We start from the raw sequence: 18,553 nt of genomic DNA, 5'->3' as shown, positions 1-18,553 counted from the left end.
CGAAGGAAAAAGAGACACTTGGGCCCGCTTAGCACGCTGACTACTCCAAAGTGACCTATGACATTGCGTATTGAATGCCCCGATTGCCGCCAGGATTTCGAAGTGAGTGAGGAGCTGAAGGGGCGCATGGTGGAATGTGGATCTTGTGAAAGCCGTTTTCAGGTCACTCCCGACGTGATCGCCAATCAGCGCGAACGATTCTTCCCGGATGAGATTCGCAAGAACACCGATTTGAGCCGATTTGGCCGGGCTCCGGCCAAGGCGGCCCCGGTGGCTTTCCGCACCATGGAATATAGTGAGCCTCCCAAGCAGCCGGTGGTGGGGCCCGTCCCTCCCATCCGCGTGTTCGCGGTGGTGGCAGGCTTCTTTGCCCTCGTGCTGACCGCTCTCTTCCTCTACTTTGGCTCGCAACCGGGGAGCACCCTCCTGCGCGACGTGGAGCGCCCGGATCGACTTTTGCTGGGGGGCTTCGCTGGTTTGCTGGGCTTTTTCCTCCTGGGCTGGGGTGCGGTGCGGGGACGGGCCCTCGGCATTCTGGTCGGTGCGCTGGGCTTGGCTGGAGTGATGGCTCTCGCCTACCTTATGCCCGTCCACTATTCGGTGCGCGGGGTGGGGGAGAGGCAGGCCGGGACCGGTGCTTTGGAAGAAGCGGCGGACGAGACTGGCGAGAGGGAGCAGGCCTATTTCCCGGGCATTTCCGATGACTCCCTTTCTCCCCAGGAAATCATGGAGGCCACGCGATGGGAGGCGATGGTCCTGCCTCACACGGTGGAAAATGAGAGCCAGGTCGCTGCCATCTGGGTGCGGGAGATGAAAGAGTTCCAGAGTCTCCAGCTCGAGCAATATCTCAAGGGTGAGTTTGACCTGCCCTTGTCCCCCGAGTTCCGCGTGCTTCAGGATGGCGGTATTTTTGTGATGACCGGGGTGCCCTTGGATTTGGAGCGGGTGGAAGTCGCCGCCGGTCGCATCGGAGAGATCGAGGCCGTTCTGCCCGAGTTGCGCCTCATTCAGGTCAAAGTCAATCCCGAGGTCCTCGGCGTTGCCAGCGGGGCCTTGATCAATCAATTGAATGATGCCACCAGCGAGCGATTCTTCGAGCTGAACTACGCCGAACTGGTCGCACTGGATCGCACGCGGGTGAAGTCGGCCTTGGACCGCTTGGCTTCCGTGGAGCCGCGGCAAATGCGGCAAGATATGACGGTGCGTCTGGTCGGGCTCTTGGGCGGCAGTCTTTCCAGCGAGGAGCTGGGCTCCCTCGTCAAGGCCCTCGGGGTCTGGTCGCAAGAGGGTGACGGGGTCGATCGTCTGGTGGTGGACAATGCTACCCGCTTGCGGGAGGAGGGAGTGGCGATTCCAGACGACGTGATGGCCTTTCTGGCAGAGCGGAAGCCCGAGTCCGCTGCTGTCCTTTTGATTGAGCTTTGGGTGGAAGAGCCGGTCTCCCGCCAGCGCTTTCTTGAGAACTACGGCTCCGGGGTGGCCCCCTTGCTGGTGCCCTTCTTGCGCTCGTCCGAGTCCGCGCTTGTGCGCTCGGCGGCCCACTTGCTGGGTCAGGTCGGCACGGCGGCGCAAGTGCCCGGGATGCGGGAAATGCTCGGTGAACTCTCCCATGAAGAGCTGCGCCCGGTGGTGGAGAGAGCCATCGAGCGGGCCAGCCAGCGCTGAGGGCGTCCCTTTCCCACATCGTCGGCGGAGGGGGTGACTCCTTCGCCCCGGCCATGAAAATTCGTTTTCGCCGTTGACGATTCCGCTGTCGGGAGAGAAGAGTGCGCGAGAATCATGTTACGGCAATACCTCAAATCCAAGATTCATCGTGCGGTCATCACCCAAGCCGATATCGAATACGAAGGGAGTATCGAGCTGCCCGGGAATCTGATGGATGAAGTCGACCTCGTGGAAGGAGAGAAGGTTCTCGTCGCTTCGGTGACCTCCGGCAATCGCTTGGAAACCTACGCCCAGCGGGGGGCCGACGGCACCGACTTCATCATCAATGGAGGGGCTGCCCACCGCATTAAAAAAGGGGAGCGGGTGACCATCATGGCCTGGGGCCTCTCGGAGGGGCCGGTCGTGGCCCGCCGCATCGTGATGAACGAGAAGAACGAGGTCGTGGCCCGCTCGGGTCCGGAGAACCCGCGCGAGCGTGTGCCCTACGGCGAGAGTCAATAGTCGATCACGAAGCCTCCCTGGCTGGTGACGGCCTTGGCGATGTCGACGTGGACCCAACGCAGTTCGTATTCCGGACCCCAGGAGTCGCTGACCGCCAGTTCCTTGGTCGCTTCATTGTAGCCAATGATCATGCAGATGTGGTGATTGGCGGGGATGGCTAGCCCGGGGGCGACCTTCTCGGCTTCCTCCGCAATCTCTTCGGCCCATTTTTCGAAATTTTCCACCTCGCTCCGCTGGATCGTGCGGGTGTTGGCAATTTGATTGTAGTTCGGCAGGCTGCACATCTGCCAGAGAATGGGCACTCCTTTGTCGATGTATTTGCGCACCGTCTTCAGGTCCAGATCCTCATCCAGCTCCAGTTCCCGGATCTTGCGGGCCTTGCTGCGCACGATGCGTTTGCAATCGTCGGAGAGCTTCATGGTATTGGTGCCTCCGCCCGGGGCGGTAGCCGCAGTGGCGAGGAGATACATGTCCGCTGGGATGCGCATGTAGCGCATGGCCCGCTCGAAGGTCGCTGGGGCGCAATAGCCCTTGGGACCCTGGTCCACCATGGGGATGTTGTCGATCCAGACGTCGCCATTGTCCTCCTGGCGCAGATTGCCCGCCTGCTGCTTTTTCATCTCGGAGTCGGCGATGAATTCCACCTTGCCCTCGGCATCAGCCACTTCGGTGGGCACGATCAGCAAGCTGGTGTATTCCTCGTCCATGGTGGAAAGGAGGAAGGCATGGTCGCCCAGATCCCAGCGCTTGACCCGGCGTTTGTCTTCTTTCTCCCCGTAATATTGGTCCTCGGGTTCGCCCAGGAGCTCGCTGAGAGTGGTCGCGATCAATTCCGCATCCAGCTCGATGGCTTCTTCCAGGGTGGTGGGCAGCTCTTTGTCGGGGTGCACTTTTTTGAAGTGATCCTCGCCGCGTCCCATCGTGCTCCCGAAGTCGCCCTTGTTGGCGTAGACTAGGGAGAAACTCTCCGGCTGGTGCTCGCTATTGCCGTAAAGGGTGATGCAGTAGGGGTGGGCACCGAGGAAAAAGTAGTCGCTGGGGGGATAGAGGCGGTAGCTGCTGGAGTCCTCCTTACGGCTTTCGCGCGGGAGGCGCAGACGTTGGGCGACTTCCTCGGCAGGTTCTTGCCAAAGGGACTTCTCTCCGAAAAGAGAGTGGCCCGCCAGTTCGTTGGCTTTCTCGCCCAAGACCCCCAGGCTCGCTGTCAGCTTGCCCGCTGCCGCCAGGGCCTCCTTCACCCGGTCCAAGCTGTCGGGGGTGAGTTTGTCCTCCGCCAATTCATAGACGCGGCCATTGGCCCGAAAGCGGACTTCGCCCTCGGAGTAGCCGAGGATCTTCACCGAAAGGGATTTGCCGGTGGATTTCTGGGTAATGGAAACGGTCTGAGCGCTGAGGATCGGCGTGGAGACCAGGAGTAAGGCCGTTAAGGAAGAGGCGAAGGGGAGTCGGTTCATGGGTTAAAAATCGATTCAGTAAAATCTGGCATAGGATGATACGTGCGAAAAGTGAAAAGCTTGGCTCAAGTTCTTATCCATTCCACATCGGGTCCGGGCCTGGTCCCTTTCTCCGCCCGTATTGCGCCGCCATCGCATTGCGTGAAACTTCTTTTGACAACTCCAGATCCCTTACCCATAGTCCGCCGCCCATGACTCTGGTAGCCGCTTCAACAGGCCTCAATATTGCCATCACTCTCCTCATCATCGCTCTGGTGGTGATCAGTCTTCTCATGATTCTCGTTGTCATGATGCAGCGTCCCAAGCAGGAAGGCCTCGGCGCGGCCTTCGGGGGCGGCATGACCGACCAGCTGCTCGGAGCTGGCACCACGAGCTTCCTGCAGAAGTCCACCGTGGTGTTGGGTATTCTCTTTTTCCTTTTCAGCCTGATTTTGGGCATCCTGGTAGGCCGCTCCAACAAGGCCCAGGGGCTCACCACTCTCAAGCCCGTGGCTGGTGAGGAATCTGCGGCCCCCGCGCCGGAGGTTCCCGCTACCATCGATTTGAGCAGTGAGGAAGACGCACTTCTGGAGGCCATCGAGACCGCCACCGCACCTGCGGCTGAAGAAGAAACTCCTGCTGCGGAAGAAGCTCCTATCTCTGAGGAAACTGCGGCCGAAGAAGAAGCACCCGCTGCGGAAGAAACCCCAGCGACCGAGGAAGCTCCGGTTGAAGAGGAAACTCCCGCTGAAGAGGAAACTCCCGCTGAAGAGGAAACTCCCGCTGAAGAGGAAACTCCCGCTGAAGAGGAAACTCCCGCTGAAGAGGCGGTTGGCGAAGAAACTCCCGCCGAAACGGACGAACAATCCGCCGGCGAATAAGGATCATTTATGAGCGGGCAGGACAGTGAGTCGGACCTGCCCGTCTGGCGGCGGGAACAGATTTTTCCTGAAAAGCCTCCCGGTGCTCCCTACGGGGTCTTGCTGGGAAAAGGCCAGGCCCGCGCTTTTTACGACTTTGGCGAGTTGGAAGCCCACCTTGGCCGCATCAACGAGCCTGCCGGGCTCATTTGGACGCCCGAGCGCGAACGGTGTTTTCCGCCTGAAGAGGACGCCCGCTTGCTTACTGTGTTGCGCAAGCGCAAGGCGGCGCTTTCCGAGATGGATTGGGGGAGCTCCCGCTTCCGGGCCTTTCTCTTCGCGCTCCCCATTATCTATTTCCTGTGGCAGGCCCTCGCCGAAGGACGCCTCTTTCGTTCCCAGGAGCTGGGCATCTTCGCCGTTCTCTGGCTCATGTTTGCCGGCATTCCCGCCTACGAAGCTTGGAAACGCACCCGCCGGGCCCGCCGCTTGAATGCCGCGACGCTGGCCGATGAGGCCGAAGAAGTCCGCTTCGAAATCTGGATTCGGCGCCAGCATATCCCGGCCACCAAGACCCTCATGGGCATGCTCGTCGGGGTCTACCTCGTGCAGGCCCTCAAAGGGCTCCCCCAATCCGGCAGCCTCCTCAATTCCCTTTGGTTCCCGTTTGCGACTTGGAATGGCGAGCTCACTTTGGCCGGGTTGCCCGAGGCGGGCTTGGTCAAATCGATGAACGGGATCGGCTACTTTCATGGAGAAAGCTGGCGTCTGCTCACCGCGCCTTTGCTCCACGGGCAGCTCCTCCACATCGTCATGAACGGGCTCGGGCTCCTCTATCTCGGCCGTCGCACCGAGGTGATGGCTGGTTGGCCCCACTTCGCCCTCGTCTTTCTCGTCTCCATGATTGCGGGTGGAATGGCCTCTGCCCATGGCTTGCCGGAGCATCCCTCGGTGGGAGCCTCCGGTGGCATCATGGGGCTCTTGGGCTTCGTGCTGACCTTTGAGTATCTGCACGGCAAGCTCGTGCCCCAGCGTGCGACCCGTCGTCTCATCGCGGCCGTGGTCTTCACCTTTGTGGTCGGCTTTGTGGGCTACAACTTCATCGACAACTGGGCCCACGGTGGGGGGCTGCTGGCGGGAGCCGTTTATGCCGCCATCGTTTTTCCCAAATCCAGCTCCGCTCATCGCCCCCGCGCCACCACGACCGATCGGATTCTGGGTGTGCTGGCCGGGCTGGTCGTGATCGGCGGTGCCATTTTGGCGGTGATTCGGATGCGGGGTTTTTAGGAGCAAGGACGCTTTGGCTATCTGGTGAGGTTCAAGGCTGCACCGCAGGCATAACCGGGCGATTCGGGTTCTGCGGTTTCTGCAACGGCGTCTCGATGCTTTGCAACGGCGGCTCAATGCTCTGCAATGGCGGCTCAATGCTCTGCAACGCCAACTCAACGCTCTGAAAGAGACGAACGGCTCGTGGTGACGGAGTTGTGAGGTGCTTCCTGAAGGAGAAAAACAACCGTTTCAAACAATTGTTTGACACGAGGGCGGGTTTTCCTAGATTGCGGCCGTGGATCGGGCGAACGAGAAGCAGGAAACACAGGAGCGGCTTTTGGATGCGGCAGAGGAACTCTTTGCGGAAAAGGGTTTCGAGTCGGTTTCTTTGCGGGAAATCACGGCGGCGGCCGGTGCCAATGTGGCGGCGGTGAATTATCACTTCGGGAGCAAGGAGAACCTCATCAATGCGGTCATCAAGCGTCATGTTTTGCCCGCGAATCGGGAGCGGATGGCGCGGCTGAAGGAGCTCTTGGCACAGGAAAAGCCGCCTCAGGTGCGGGAGGTGGTGGAAGCCTTTCTCCGCCCCTTGATTGAGCGGGTGTGTGAGCGGAAGTTTCGCCAACGCCTCTTTGCTCGTTTCAAGTCACGCATGGTGGGGGAGGGGGCCGCTTGTTTGCCGTCCGAGGTGTTGGTTGATTTCCAGAAAATGATGCGGCAGGTGGTCGTGGCCTTGCAGGTGGCGGTGCCCGGACTCAGTGAGGAGCGGGCTTATTTGCAGCTGAAATTTTGCTTCGCAGTGATGGCCGACGCCCTCACTCCGGATGAGGCTTTCAGCCAGATAGCGGAGGGTCACGGGCAGGAGAACTGGAGCTTGGAGGAGCTCTTGGACGAGGTGTTGAATTTTTGTGAAGGAGGGTTGCGCGCATGAAAAAGGTAGTGATTTGGAGTGGTCTGGCCGGATTCTTGGTCTTGGTGGCGGGCTGTGGCGTGGGCTCGGTGCCGGATTCGCAGATGGCGGCGGTCACTGCGATGGCCCCACAATCCTGGGTGGCCAGTGGGCCGGGGCGTGCGGGGGTCGATGAGGAGTGGGTGCGGCGCTTTGGCGATAGTCGCCTGGAGGCGCTGGTGCGGGAAGCCATCGCGGCCAATCCGAATTTGCAGTCGACCCGGGAGAAGGTGCAGCGGGCGGTCATTCTGGCCGAGGCTTCCAATGCGGCCTCCTTGCCGCAGCTCAACGGCACTTTCAATGGCAACCGCAACAAACAGGTTTTCGTCGGTTTGCCCATTCCGGGATCGAGCGGGCCGCTCTCTTCGCTTTCGACTAATTTCGGGGCTTCCTTGGATGTCAGCTGGGAGCCCGATATCTGGGGCAAGGTGGCGGCCGGGCAGGCTGCCGACCTCGCTCGCGTGGGGGCCGAGGAGAATGCCTATCGCGCTGCGCGGGCCAGCCTGGCCGGGCAGGTGGTGAAGGCCTGGCTCGCCTTGGGGGAAGCTCAGGAGCAGGTCGCCCTCTCCCAATACACCCTCGGGCTGCGCAAAAAATTGGAAACAGCGGTGCACGAGCGCTTCGCCAATGCCCTGAGTGAAGACGGGGGCACGGCGGCGCAGCTGCGGCTGGCTCGCACCGAGGTGGCCAATAACGAAGAGTTGATTGTCAGCTGGCAGGCCGAAGCGGAGCGGGCGCGGCGCCAGCTGGAGATTCTGGTCGGGCGTTACCCGGCGGGACAAGCGGGGCAGGGGGTGACCTTGCCCTCGCTGCCGACCAAGCCGCCGGTGGGGCTGCCCAGTGAATTGCTCCAGCGTCGCCCCGATGTCTTGGAGGCGGAGCGACTCTTTGCCGCGGCGAGCAAGGATCGGGAGGTGGCTCATTGGGCGCGTTTTCCTAGTATTTCCCTGACCAGCAGTGCGGGGCGCAGCTCTTCGCAGTTGGAGGATCTGCTGAAAAGCGATTTCGGGGTCTGGTCGCTGGGGGGCAACCTGACCGCGCCCATTCTTTCCGGCGGGCAGTTGCGGGCCAATTACGAATTGTCCCAGAGCAGTGAGCGAGGGGCCTTGGCCGATTTGCAGAGCAAAGTGCTCGCTGCCTTTGGCGAGGTGGAACAAGCCCTCGTCGCGGATGCCTTTTTCGACGAACGCCTCGCGGCTGCGGAGCGGGCTTTGGCTGAATCCGAGGCTGCCGATGAGGCCGCCGTGCGCGACTATGCCGATGGTCTCGATAATGTCTTGACGGTGCTGGAGGCCCAGGGGCAGCGGACGCAAATCGCCAGTCAGGTCGTGACCCTGCGGCGGCAGCGTCTTGAGAACCGGGTCGATCTGCACCTCGCGCTGGGCGGCGACTTCAAGGTGCGTGGCAAGTGAACATTTTTAGAAAACGAGCAAATCATGAGTGAAGAGTTGGAAGCGGAACGATCGCACGAGGAGATGGAGGCCGAGCGGCAGACGGCCCTGCGGGCGGTGCTGAGCTTTGTGGCCGTGCTGGGGATTCTGGCAGCCCTGGTGGCGGCAGTTTGGATTTTGGTGAAAACAAAGCCCCAGGCCGTCAAGAAGGCGGAAGAAGCGGCCTTGGCCCGTTCGGTGGCGGTGGCCCTGGTCGGCCAGGCCAGTGGCGGAGCGGAGATTGTGGCCGAGGGGGTGGTGGAGAGTCAACGCGAGGTGACTCTCACGGCGGAGGTCTCCGGCAAGTTGACCGAGGTGAATGAGAAACTCGTGCCCGGGGGACGGGTGCGGCGTGATGAAATCCTGGTCGCCATCGAACCGGCCGATTACCGGGCGGCTCTGGAGCAGGCCAAGGCCACTCGCGACAAGGCGAAACAGGCTTTGGCGGAAGCGCGCCTGGCCATTGAGCAGGAAGAAGCCCGCCGCGAGCAGGCGCTGCGCGACTGGGAACAGCTGGGCGGGGGAGAGCCCAGCGACCTGCTGGTGCGCAAGCCCCAGCTGGAAAGCGCGCGGGCCCGGGTGGCGAGCGCGGAAGCCGATATCGCCAGTGCGGAAGCCGAAATCGAGCGCGCGGCCCGGAACCTGGACCGAACCATTATCCGGGCTCCCTTCGATGCCGTGGTGCGCGAGGAGTCGGTGGAAGTGGGGGCTGTTCTTGCTCCCGGCATCAGCATTGCCACTCTCTTTTCGGAGGAAAGTCTCGAAGTGGAACTCCCTCTCAAGCTCGCGGACTACGCGCTCTTGCGCCGCGATGCCGATGGCCAGGTTGAGGGCGAGGTCACTCTCACCGGCACTCTGGGCACGCGCTCTGTGTCCTGGCCGGCCCGCATCGTGCGCACCACGGGCGAGGTCAGTCGCGGCGCGCTCACCGCCGGGGTGGTGGCCGCCGTGGAGCCCACCGATGGCGAGGGCGAGCTCCGTCTTCCTCCGCCGGGCTTGTTTGTGGAAGCGTCCTTGACCGGGCAGGCTCTCAACGAAGCGGTGGTCATTCCCCGGGAAGCGGTGCGCGAGGGCGATCGGGTGGCGGTGGTCGCTGCCGATGAGACCCTGACTTTTCGCCAGTTGCAAATCGTGCGCACCACTCCTGATACGGTCCTGGCCACCAGTGGGGTGGAGGCGGGCGAGCGGGTCGTGCTCACGCGCTTGACGGGAGCCCTGGAAGGCACCCCGGTGACCGTGGCCGCGGAAACCCCAGCAGAGGAGGGCGAGTGATGGAAGGCGCTGTTCGCTGGTTCACCCGCAATCACGTCGCGGGCAACTTTCTCATGCTGGCCGTCCTGCTGGCAGGGGTGACGACTTGGTTCAAGGTGCGCAAGGAGATCTTTCCCGACACCGCCTTTGATGCCCTGACCGTTTCCATTCCCTATCCCAATGCCACCCCCGAGGAGGTCGAGCGCGGGGTGGTGGTGCCCGTGGAGGAGGCCATCGCCGATGTCCTGGGCATCAAAAAAATGACCTCGACCTCCGCGCAAAACACGGGGGCGGTGACCATCGAAGTCGAGACCGGCTACGAGGTGCGCAATGTGATGGATGACGTGAAGACCCGCGTCGATGCCATCGACAATTTCCCGGAAGAAGCAGAGAAGCCCATTCTGGAAGAGGTGGTCATCACTTCCCCGGTGATGGCTATCACCCTGGTCGCGGACGGAGCGGATGAAGCCACCCTCAATCGACTGGCGGAGGAGATGAAGGATGAGCTGCTGGCCTTTGAGTCGCGGCAAGCACCGGGCTTCCTCGACTTCGTGGGCAATGCCTTGGCGGGCAAGCCCCGCATCACCAAGGTCTCTATCGCGGGCACCCGCCCCTACGAAATCTCGCTGGAAGTCAGCGAAGAACGCTTGCAGGAACTGGGGCTGACCCTCGGGCAAGTGGCGGAAGCGGTGCGCCGTTACTCGGTCGATTTGCCCGCCGGCTCCATCCGCACCCAGGGTGGCGAACTCATCGTGCGCACGGTGGGCAAGAAATTTCGCGCGGTCGACTTTGCCCGCGTGCCAGTCAAGACCTTGGCCGATGGCTCGGTGGTGCGGCTGGAGCAGGTGGCCGACCTCATTGATGGTTTTGAGGACGTCGATCTGAGCGTGGACTACGACCAGCGCGAAGCGGTGGTGGTGAACGTTTACCGGGTGGGCGAGCAGGACACCACCCGCCTGGCCAAGCTGGTGGAGGAATACGTTGCTTGGAAAAATGAGCAAGCGCTTGATGGGGTGCAGCTCGGGATTTGGAACGATCAGAGCGAGATTTTGAAAGGGCGCATCGATTTGCTCGCCCGCAACGCGGTCACCGGCCTCCTCCTCGTCCTGGTGGTGCTCGCCCTCTTCCTCCGTCCGTCCTTGGCGCTCCTGGTGGCGCTGGGCATCCCCGTTTCCTTTGCCGGGGGGATGTGGCTCATGCCCATGATGGGGATTTCCATCAATATGATTTCTCTCTTCGCCTTCATCCTGGTGCTCGGCATCGTGGTCGATGATGCCATCGTGACGGGGGAGAATGTCTACTCGCGCATTCAAGGTGGCGAACATCCCTCCTTGGCCGCCTGGAAAGGCACTCACGAGGTGGGCACGGTGGTGATCTTTGGCGTTCTCACCACGGTGGTGGCCTTCACCCCCATGCTGGGGCTGAGCGGAGTGAGTGGAAAAATCTGGCCCAATATTCCGCTGGTGGTCATTCCCACTCTGCTCTTTTCGCTGGTGCAATCGAAGTTCGTGCTGCCCTCCCACCTAGCGCTGCTGGGACCGACCAAGAGCGAAGAGGAGCGCCAGCGCGAGCCCCGCTGGAAAAAGATGGCCGCGTGGAATCCTCTCAAGTGGATCCTTGCGCTCTCGACCTTTCTTTTTTGGCTGCAACACCTCATCTCCGAGGGTTTGCTGCGCTTCATTCGCAAGGTCTACCAGCCAGCCCTCAACTTCGGCCTGCGGTGGCGCTATCCCATGATCGCTCTTTTCTTCGCCGTCTTTGTCGTCAGCCTCGCCGTGGTCGGGACGGGACGCATCAAAGCCGAGTTCTTTCCGGTGGTAGAAGGCGATGTCTTGAGCGCGAAGCTGGAACTGGCGCAAGGGGTGCCCTTCAGCGAAACCCAACGCATCGTGGAAGAAATCGAATCCGCGGCCGTGGAGTTGGGTGAGAGGTATCGCGCCGAAAACGGGGAGCCGGTGGTGAAGCATATCCTGGCCAGCAGTGGCACCCAGCCTTTCCTGACGGGATTCACTCCCGGCGGGCCGCCCAAGGCCTCCCATCTTGGCGAAGTGACCATCGAACTCGTGCCCTCGGCCCAACGGCGAGCGGGCAGTGATGAATTGGTGGAAGCCTGGCGGGAGCTGGTCGGAGCCATTCCGGGGGTCGTGGAGCTGTCTTTCAAGGCCGAGACAGCGGCGGGTGGCAACGCCATCGACCTCAAGCTGACCGGGACAAATTTGGAGGAATTGGAAGCCGCCACCGCCTTTGCCAAAGAAAGGCTCAATGATTACCAGGGCGTGATCGACATCGCGGACAGCAGTCGGGCGGGCAAAGATGAAATCCAAATCGTGAGCCTGACCCGGGCGGGCGAGACCCTGGGATTCACTTTGGGCGAAGTCGGAGCCCAGGTGCGCGATGCCTTTTACGGAAACGAAGTGCAGCGGCTGCAACGGGGCCGCGATGAGGTCAAAGTGATGGTGCGCTTGCCGGAAGACGATCGCCGCACAGTGGAGACCATCGAGAAGCTGGAGCTGGTCAGCCCGGCCGGGGAACGGGTCGCGCTCAGTGAGATTGCGGTGCTGGAATTCGGCAGTGGTCCCGCTGTGATCAACCGCACCGATCGCAAGCGTTCCATCAAGATCACCGCCGACGTGGACGGGGAGACCAATGCCAACGAAGTGGTGGCCCGCTACACCGAAGAAGTGCTCAACCAGCTGAACGCGCGCTTCCCCAGCGTGACCTGGGGCTTCGAGGGTGAGCAAGAGGATCAGGCCAATTCCGTGCGCGAGATTGGCATGGGCTTCCTGGCGGCCCTGGTGGTGATGTATGTCCTCATCGCCATTCCGCTAAAGAGCTACTTCCAGCCGCTCATCATCCTCAGCGTCATCCCCTTTGGTCTCATTGGAGGCATTTGGGGGCACGGGTTGTTGGGGATGAACTTGTCCATCATGTCCATGGTCGGCTTCGTGGCCCTGGCGGGGGTGGTGGTCAATGATTCCCTCGTCCTGGTCGAATTCGTCAATCGCCACCGCGCGGAGCTGGGTTCGGCGCGGGAGGCCGCCCTGCAGGCGGGAGGACGGCGCTTCCGGGCCATTTTGCTCACCTCGCTGACCACCTTTGCCGGACTCCTGCCCATGCTCGCTGAGCAAGACATGCAGGCCAAATTCCTCGTCCCGATGGCGGTTTCGCTCGGTTTTGGCATTATCTTCGCCACCCTCATCACCCTTTTCCTCGTCCCTGCGGTCTACGTCGTCCTCGACGACATCGAGCGCCTGCTGAAGTGGGCGGGGCGAAGAGTAAAAGTGAGCTAGCGGAAAAAAGTGGGGTCGGCCCTTAGTCCTCCGGCATCAGCACGCTGGCGCTGGCGAGGGCGGCGATGCCTTCGCGACGACCGACGAAGCCCATGGTCTCGTTGGTGGTGGCCTTGATGCCGACGCGGGTGGGGGAGAGCCCGAGAGCCGCTCCGATGTTTTCCTTCATCGCCGCCGCGTGGGGCAGAACCTTGGGTGCCTCGGCCACCAGGGCGGAGTCCACATTGCACAAGCGTCCCCCCTGCTCCCGCACCAGTTCAGCTGCTTTCTGGAGAATCTTCAGGGAAGAAATGCCGGCGCAATCCGGGTCGCCCGGCGGGAAGTAGTGGCCGATATCGGGCAGGCCCACCGCTCCTAGAATGGCGTCGGCGATGGCGTGGGAGAGCACGTCGGCATCGGAGTGACCTTGGAGTCCGTGGGTGTGCGGAATCTCCACCCCACCGAGGATGAGCGGGCGTCCTTCGGCAAACTGATGGACATCGTAGCCCGTGCCCACCAGCGGGATCCAAGTCGGGTCAGAATCAATTTTCTTAAACATCACTTAAAGCACTTCGTCGATGGGAATGAGGCCGTTGCTGGCCTTGATGGCGTAAATGTCGGGGTTCTCTGCATTGGGCACGAGTTCGCAGGAACCGCCCGCCATTTCGAGAATCAGCTTGCCCGCCGCGATGTCCCAGAGCGAAATACGGGATTCCACATAGGCGTCCAGTCGTCCCGCTGCGGTGTAGGCCATCCCGAGGGCGGCGCTCCCCATCATGCGCATCTTGCGGCAGCGCAGGGAGGCCTTGCGAAAGCGTTCGAGACCGATTTTGAGCGCTTCTTCATCCTTGCCGCAACCGATGAAGACAATGGCTTCTTCCAGCTTCTCGCGCTTGCTCACCCGCAGGGGCTGGCCATTGAGAAGGACCTCGCCTCCTTTTTCCGCCGTCCACAGCTCTCCCGTCATGGGGTCGTAGATCACGCCCACCAGAATCTCGTCGCCCTGGCGCATGGCGATGGAGACGCAGAAATGGGGGATGCCGTAGAAAAAGTTCACCGTGCCATCAATGGGATCCACGATCCATTGGAACTCCGACTGCTGGTTGCCGCCCAGGCCCTCCTCGCCGTAGAGGGCGTGGTCGGGAAAGTCTTGCGCGATGCGGTCGAAGATGAGGTCCTGGGACTTGCGGTCCAGCTCCAGCTTGAGGTCGTGGTGGAGGGCCTCGTCCACATTCTTATCGGCATGGAAGTGGTCGCGCAGGAGTTGGCCCGCGTCCTTGGCAGCGGCAATGGCAGTATCGAGATAGCTCACAGAGCGGGCTTATCAGGAACGACCGCTTTTGCAAACCCCGGCCTTGCCGAAAGAATGTCGGGGAAAAGGGGGGCGCTTTCAGGCCAGAAACTCACGATAGCCAAAATCGTCCACGTTTAAGTTGCTGTTCTCTTGCTGTCCGGCCCATTTTTGGATTTCCAAGCGGCGGAGCTTGGGGCGTTCGTCTTTGTTCAGTCCAAAGAGGTCGATGGTGACTTTCGCTCGCTTTTGGTTCGCTGCCGAGGCGGACGGGTGTGGCAATACTTCGCCAGTGGTGGTGTCAAAATAGAAGTAGCGCAAAGGCTCAAAATCGTCCGCGTCAGGGCTGAGAACCTCCTCGTCGAATCGCTCCCGCTTGAAGCCGTTGCAGGAGGTGGTGCAGCAGTAGTAGAGATTCTCCCAAGCATAGGCCAAGTGCTGGTAGTCAGGATGGGTTTTGGGGCGAAGGTGTTCGATTGGGTGATCGCCAGCATCCAGAGGAAAGTTGTCGCAGAATGAGCAGTGCCCCTGATTCATTACCTTGAGAGCGGGCAAAGCCCAGTCGCGGGCGGTTTGGCCCTCGGCCGAATACCAACTGAAGCGGGCGCTGGGGTTCTTCGCTCGCAGGGCCACCCAGCGGGCGTTCCAAGAGTCGGCGTGCTTCTGGAAGACGTCGGGGGCTGGGGGGCGGACTTGCTTTCTCATGACGCCGCCGCCATTTGCTTGGCTTTGTCGAGCTGGAAGAGTTCGCGCCCCATCATATTTTCCAGTGACTTGCTGCGCGCTCCAATCTTCATCATTAAGCTGCGCAATTCGGTTTCCCCCTCAAAGCCGTTGCTGAGAACTTGCTGACGCAGTTCCCGGAACTGGGCGAGGAGGTCTTCGGTTTCCGGATCGTAGAGTTCTTTGATCCCCAGGACATCTTCCACCGCATCCATGTAGGTGTCGCCTTCGCTACACGGCTGGGGTTCACCGAAGTAGACGAGACCGTCGTCCTCACAGGTGTTGAGGATGTGAATCCAACCGCGGTTGATGCTGGAGATGATGAAAGGGGAATGGGTGGCTACGATGAACTGGGCATTGGGGAAAAGCTCCTGTGCAATGCGGAGCACGTAGCGTTGCCAAGCCGGGTGGAGGTGGGTCTCCGGCTCATCGAGAATCATGATAAACTCGCGCTCCAGTGGGTCCGAATCATCGGGAAAAGCCACCTCAAGCTTGGCGATGGTGGCAAAGAGCCAGGCAATGATCGAGCGCAAGCCGTCGGGGAGATGATCGAGGTCGATGCGTTCGGAGCCGAGAAGGACCTTGAGCGCGATTCTTTCCCGTCGGCTATCGACGAAAAAAGCGGTCTTGCGCTTGAGAAAGTCGCCTAGGACCTTGTTCACTTTCTTGAGAAGGGCCCCGTAGCGTCCATCGGTGATTTCTTGCATCACCTCCTGTGACCCCATCGAAACGATGTTCGCCAGCGCCTGCGCGATCATCTGGGACTCGCCCTCGGGCCTTTGGTTTAAGGAGAGGTGGTCTGTTAGCGAGCCAAGCTTAACTGGGGCTTGTGCTTGAATGGACGAGTTGGTGATTTTCAGGCTACCGCGGAAGGAAAGAGCGAAAACTCCTTCGATAATAGAAAAATCAAGTTTGTGAATTCTTCTACCGGTTGTTGGATTAATTATTAGTTGTGAGTCGACAACTTCATCGCCGATTTGATGCTCGCGAAACGCCGAGAAATCAGGTTCGTTTTTGTTAAAGTTGAATCCCAACGTAGTTTTGAGGAGGGTGGCACCGTTTGACCATCGGTAGGTTGGATCATTTTCATCAAAATCGTCAACCTGTCCCCAAACTCCAACACTGGCACGATCTTTAGTCCTTGCATCAAGATCACTTGAATTCCCCAACGCCGCTTCCAAGACACTCAAAAACCGCGTCTTTCCCGCACCGTTGACGCCGGTGATGAAGTGAATCTCAGCCCCTTGGGCCCCCGCCGGAAGCTCCGGGAATTCCATGGCCTGCTCCCCAAAGGGTGGCAGGTCTTTCAAGAGGCATCCGCGGAGTTTCATCGGAGGATTCGGGGCTGATGATGAGGTAAGAAATTACCCTTGCAGGCTTGTGGCCAAGGTCGAGCTCGGGCGCATGGCGGTGCTGGCTTTGTCGAAGTCGGGGTTGTAGTAACCGCCGATGTCGGTGGGCTGGCCTTGCACGGCGAGGAGCTCCTCGGTGATTTTTTCCTCGTTCTCCACCAGGGCCTTGGCAATGGGGGCGAATTCGGCGGCCAGTTCGCTGTCCTCGCTCTGGGCGGCGAGGGCCTCGGCCCAGTAGCGGGCGACCCAGTAGTGGCTGCCGCGGTTGTCGTTGCCGGGCACGCTGCGGGTGGGCGACTTGTCGTTGAGGAGATACTGCGTGGTGGCTTCGTCGAGGGTTTTGCCAAGAATGGCCGCTTTGGGCTGATCGAACTTGTTGGCGAGGTGTTCCAGGCTGACCGCGAGGGCGAGGAATTCACCCAGGGAGTCCCAGCGCAGGTAGTTCTGCGAGAGGAACTGCTGCACGTGCTTGGGGGCGGAGCCACCGGCCCCGGTCTCGAAGAGGCCGCCGCCGTTCATGAGGGGCACGATGGAGAGCATCTTGGCGGAGGTGCCGAGCTCGAGGATGGGGAAGAGATCGGTGAGGTAGTCGCGCAGCACGTTGCCGGTCACGCTGATGGTGTCCTGTCCGTCCTTGAGGCGCTGGAGGGTGAACTCGGTGGCCTGGACGGGGGACATGATGTGGATTTCCAAGCCTTCGGTGTCGTGCTCGCCGAGGTAGGTGGTCACTTTCTTGATGAGTTCGGCATCGTGGGCCCGCTCTTCATTGAGCCAGAAGACGGCGGGGGTGCTGGTGGCGCGGGCCCGGTTGACGGCCAGCTTGACCCAGTCGCGGATGGGCTCGTCCTTCGCTTGGCAGGCGCGCCAGATGTCGCCTTTTTCCACTTCGTGGGAAAGAAGGACCTCGTCGCCCTGCACCACGCGGATGGTGCCGTCGGCGGGGGCTTCGAAGGTTTTGTCGTGGGAGCCGTATTCTTCCGCTTTCTGCGCCATCAGGCCCACATTGGGAACGGTGCCCATGGTGGTGGGGTCGAAGGCGCCGTTCTCGCGGCAGAAATCGATGGTGGCTTGATAGACTCCGGCGTAGGAGGAGTCGGGGATGACCGCGAGGCAGTCCTGGCGCTCGCCCGCCTTGTTCCACATTTTGCCAGAGTCCCGAATCATGGCGGGCATGGAGGCGTCGATGATGACGTCGCTGGGCACGTGCAGGTTGGTGATGCCCTTGTCGGAATCCACCATCGCGAGGTCGGGGCCATTTTCCAAAATGGCGGCCAAGTCGGCTTCGAGCTGCTGGGTGGCTTCTCCGCCCGCGAGCTTGCCGGTGAGGTCGCCGAGACCGTTGTTGAAGTTGACGCCGAGCTGGTCGATGAGGTCGCCGTGCTTGGCGAGCAGGTCGCGGAAAAAGACGCGCACGGTGTGGCCGAAGATGATGGGATCGGAGACCTTCATCATGGTGGCCTTCATGTGCAGGGAGAAGAGGATGCCCTTGTCCTTGGCCACCTGCACCTGCTCGGCGAGGAAGTTGAGGAGAGCCTTCTTGGACATGAAAGTGCCGTCGAGAATTTCGCCCTCAAGAAGGGGGACGGACTCCTTGAGCACGGTCACGGTGCCATCCTCGGCCACGTGCTCGATGCGGGCCTCACCGGCCGAAGCGATGGTGACCGACTTCTCGTTGTGGGCAAAGTCGTTGGCGGCCATGGTGGCCACGTTGGTCTGCGAGTCCTTGCTCCAGGCGCCCATGCGGTGGGGGTTGGCCTTGGCAAATTCCTTCACGGCTTGAGGGGCGCGGCGGTCGGAGTTGCCCTCGCGGAGCACGGGGTTCACGGCCGAGCCCTTGACCTTGTCGTAGCGGGACTTGATGTCCTTCTCCTCATCGGTGGAGGGGGTGTCGGGGTAGTCGGGGATGTTGTAGCCCTGGCTCTGCAGCTCGGTGATGCAGGCCTTGAGCTGGGGCTGGGAGGCGGAGATGTTGGGGAGCTTGATGATGTTGGCCTCAGGGGTCTTGGCCAGGGCACCGAGGTTGGAGAGCTCGTCGGCGATGCGCTGGTCTTCGCTGAGGTAATCGGGGAAGACGGCGAGGATGCGCCCGGCGAGGGAAATGTCACGCAGTTCGACCTGGACTCCGGCGGCCTGGGCGTAGCGCTCGATGATGGGGAGGAAGGAGTAGGTGGCGAGCGCGGGAGCTTCGTCGGTTTTGGTGTAAATGATGGTTGGCGTTGACATGATTACGTGCCGCTTGGTTTAGGGGAAGGAGGGGCTTTTCGCAATGATTTATAGAAAGGCTTCCGGGTGCTTTGTTGTTGCTGGCGAGGAGGGAAATTTTTTGAAGACGAACCGCAGATTGACGCGGAGGGACGCAGATTGACGGGGTTTTGAGTCCCGAAGGGACGGCAGAGGGTAGCCGGGGGTAGAGCGCAGCGGAGCCCCCGGATCTAGGAGAAGAGAGATTGAGGTCGAGCGGGTGATTGTGAAGTTCTTAGGTCCTCCCGAAGACCGTCTATGCCGTGGGGATTCGAAGGGCGATGTTGGGTCGAAAGGCAATGGCTGACGGACACATCGC

14 protein-coding genes are annotated in these 18,553 nt (G+C 61.1%); 8 read left to right on the top strand and 6 right to left on the bottom strand.

What is annotated here, in order from left to right; all coding sequences use genetic code 11:
- The first annotated feature begins 57 nt into the window (after positions 1-57).
- Together JIN78_RS07685 and JIN78_RS07680 are read left to right on the top strand one after the other, a co-directional pair.
- The gene (locus JIN78_RS07685) at positions 58-1,665 is read left to right on the top strand and encodes a zinc ribbon domain-containing protein (protein ID WP_200391368.1); all 1,608 of its coding nucleotides are present in this window, start codon (positions 58-60) and stop codon (positions 1,663-1,665) included.
- A gap of 114 nt (positions 1,666-1,779) precedes the next feature.
- Entirely contained in the window at positions 1,780-2,166 is a 387-nt protein-coding gene (locus tag JIN78_RS07680; protein ID WP_200391367.1) for an aspartate 1-decarboxylase, read from the top strand.
- Here the strand turns inward: JIN78_RS07680 and JIN78_RS07675 are convergent.
- Positions 2,160-3,620, bottom strand: coding sequence for a C39 family peptidase (locus JIN78_RS07675; protein WP_200391366.1), 1,461 nt, complete (start codon positions 3,618-3,620; stop codon positions 2,160-2,162). The two genes, JIN78_RS07680 and JIN78_RS07675, sit on opposite strands and share 7 nt — an antisense overlap.
- Positions 3,621-3,811: 191 nt before the next feature.
- Between JIN78_RS07675 and secG the strand changes: the two genes are divergently transcribed.
- The 6 genes from secG (at position 3,812) to JIN78_RS07645 (ending at position 12,648) form a co-directional block, all read left to right on the top strand.
- Positions 3,812-4,480: a preprotein translocase subunit SecG gene (gene secG, locus JIN78_RS07670; protein ID WP_200391365.1), complete on the top strand. Its 669-nt coding sequence runs from the start codon at positions 3,812-3,814 to the stop codon at positions 4,478-4,480.
- A gap of 9 nt (positions 4,481-4,489) precedes the next feature.
- Positions 4,490-5,746, top strand: a complete 1,257-nt coding sequence (locus tag JIN78_RS07665) for a rhomboid family intramembrane serine protease (protein ID WP_200391364.1) — start codon at positions 4,490-4,492, stop codon at positions 5,744-5,746.
- A gap of 277 nt (positions 5,747-6,023) precedes the next feature.
- Entirely contained in the window at positions 6,024-6,659 is a 636-nt protein-coding gene (locus JIN78_RS07660) for a TetR/AcrR family transcriptional regulator (protein WP_200391363.1), read from the top strand.
- Complete coding sequence (locus JIN78_RS07655) at positions 6,656-8,089, top strand: efflux transporter outer membrane subunit (RefSeq protein WP_200391362.1); 1,434 nt, start codon at positions 6,656-6,658, stop codon at positions 8,087-8,089. The genes JIN78_RS07660 and JIN78_RS07655 overlap by 4 nt, the downstream gene beginning before the upstream one ends.
- 24 nt (positions 8,090-8,113) lie before the next feature.
- Entirely contained in the window at positions 8,114-9,379 is a 1,266-nt protein-coding gene (locus tag JIN78_RS07650; RefSeq protein WP_200391361.1) for an efflux RND transporter periplasmic adaptor subunit, read from the top strand.
- The gene (locus JIN78_RS07645) at positions 9,379-12,648 is read left to right on the top strand and encodes an efflux RND transporter permease subunit (protein ID WP_200391360.1); all 3,270 of its coding nucleotides are present in this window, start codon (positions 9,379-9,381) and stop codon (positions 12,646-12,648) included. Before JIN78_RS07650 ends, JIN78_RS07645 begins: the two co-directional genes overlap by 1 nt.
- 22 nt (positions 12,649-12,670) lie before the next feature.
- On the opposite strand, the gene ispF is transcribed toward JIN78_RS07645, so the two are convergent.
- From ispF to JIN78_RS07620, 5 genes are all read right to left on the bottom strand, one after another.
- Positions 12,671-13,186 (bottom strand): 2-C-methyl-D-erythritol 2,4-cyclodiphosphate synthase, encoded by a 516-nt coding sequence (gene ispF, locus JIN78_RS07640; RefSeq protein WP_234037865.1) that lies wholly within the window; start codon positions 13,184-13,186, stop codon positions 12,671-12,673.
- Positions 13,187-13,189: 3 nt separating this feature from the next.
- Complete coding sequence (locus tag JIN78_RS07635) at positions 13,190-13,939, bottom strand: inositol monophosphatase family protein (RefSeq protein ID WP_200391359.1); 750 nt, start codon at positions 13,937-13,939, stop codon at positions 13,190-13,192.
- A gap of 78 nt (positions 13,940-14,017) precedes the next feature.
- Positions 14,018-14,623: a retron system putative HNH endonuclease gene (locus JIN78_RS07630; RefSeq protein ID WP_200391358.1), complete on the bottom strand. Its 606-nt coding sequence runs from the start codon at positions 14,621-14,623 to the stop codon at positions 14,018-14,020.
- Positions 14,620-15,399, bottom strand: coding sequence for an AAA family ATPase (locus JIN78_RS07625; RefSeq protein ID WP_200391357.1), 780 nt, complete (start codon positions 15,397-15,399; stop codon positions 14,620-14,622). Before JIN78_RS07625 ends, JIN78_RS07630 begins: the two co-directional genes overlap by 4 nt.
- 606 nt (positions 15,400-16,005) lie before the next feature.
- The gene (locus JIN78_RS07620) at positions 16,006-18,216 is read right to left on the bottom strand and encodes an NADP-dependent isocitrate dehydrogenase (RefSeq protein ID WP_200391356.1); all 2,211 of its coding nucleotides are present in this window, start codon (positions 18,214-18,216) and stop codon (positions 16,006-16,008) included.
- Positions 18,217-18,553 lie beyond the last annotated feature (337 nt).

The sequence above is a fragment of the Roseibacillus ishigakijimensis genome (genome assembly GCF_016595415.1).
Classification (GTDB): Bacteria; Verrucomicrobiota; Verrucomicrobiia; order Verrucomicrobiales; family Akkermansiaceae; genus Roseibacillus; species Roseibacillus ishigakijimensis.
Note: the sequence above shows the minus strand (reverse complement) of the source record. Positions and strands in the feature narration are given on the sequence as shown.